The 1476-nt window shown below is 42.8% G+C and carries 1 other annotated feature (only partly in view).

Annotated features, from left to right (window positions below):
* The first annotated feature begins 341 nt into the window (after window positions 1-341).
* Window positions 342-1476 (top strand) — a sequence feature (most likely nonfunctional fraction of RNA operon); it runs 2664 nt beyond the window's last position.

The following is a 1476-nucleotide window of genomic DNA, read 5'->3' as shown; positions in this document are numbered from 1 at the left end:
TGAAGATAAGTTGTAGTTTTGCCCTCCCGGAAAAATTTAGTTTTCGTTCATTAAAAGTTTTTATTTTTTTAAAATTATCACTTGTTAAATCAAAAATAAGTATTAGTTTTGCATCCGCTTAGAGAAATAGGCGTTAAGAGTTTAAGGGTCTTTGGTTAGATTTTAAGCGACAAGAATTAAAAGTTCATTGACATATTGAATTGACAATTATAAGTAAGATAATTACTTATAGAATTAGAAACATTAAAAGATTAGACTAATTGTAACAGATTAGAGTTAATTCCTGAGAATTAGATTAAGAGTCGAATTCATTTAGACGTTAAGATATATAAGATTTAACGATGAAGAGTTTGATCCTGGCTCAGGATGAACGCTAGCGGCAGGCCTAACACATGCAAGTCGAGGGGTAACAGGAGAGCTTGCTCTTGCTGACGACCGGCGCACGGGTGCGTAACGCGTATACAATCTACCTTATAGAGGAGAATAGCCCAGAGAAATTTGGATTAATGCTCCATGGTATTATTGAGTAGCATTACTTAATAATTAAACATTTATGGCTATAAGATGAGTATGCGTCCTATTAGCTAGATGGTAAGGTAACGGCTTACCATTGCTACGATAGGTAGGGGTCCTGAGAGGGAGATCCCCCACACTGGTACTGAGACACGGACCAGACTCCTACGGGAGGCAGCAGTGAGGAATATTGGACAATGGGAGCAATCCTGATCCAGCCATGCCGCGTGCAGGAAGACTGCCCTATGGGTTGTAAACTGCTTTTATACAGGAAGAAAAAGGTGTACGTGTACACTGTTGACGGTACTGTAAGAATAAGGATCGGCTAACTCCGTGCCAGCAGCCGCGGTAATACGGAGGATCCAAGCGTTATCCGGAATCATTGGGTTTAAAGGGTCCGTAGGCGGGATAATAAGTCAGTGGTGAAAGTCTGCAGCTCAACTGTAGAATTGCCATTGATACTGTTGTTCTTGAGTTATTGTGAAGTGGTTAGAATGAGTAGTGTAGCGGTGAAATGCATAGATATTACTCAGAATACCGATTGCGAAGGCAGATCACTAACAATACACTGACGCTGATGGACGAAAGCGTAGGTAGCGAACAGGATTAGATACCCTGGTAGTCTACGCCGTAAACGATGGTTACTAGCTGTTCGGACTAATTGCGGTCTGAGTGGCTAAGCGAAAGTGATAAGTAACCCACCTGGGGAGTACGTTCGCAAGAATGAAACTCAAAGGAATTGACGGGGGCCCGCACAAGCGGTGGAGCATGTGGTTTAATTCGATGATACGCGAGGAACCTTACCAGGGCTTAAATGCAGTTTGACAGGGGTGGAAACACCTTTTTCTTCGGACAAATTGCAAGGTGCTGCATGGTTGTCGTCAGCTCGTGCCGTGAGGTGTCAGGTTAAGTCCTATAACGAGCGCAACCCCTTTGGTTAGTTACCAGCATGTAATGATGGGA

Source organism: Psychroflexus lacisalsi, assembly GCF_020164495.1.
Lineage (GTDB): Bacteria > Bacteroidota > Bacteroidia > Flavobacteriales > Flavobacteriaceae > Psychroflexus > Psychroflexus lacisalsi.
This window is presented reverse-complemented; position numbering and strand designations above follow the sequence as displayed.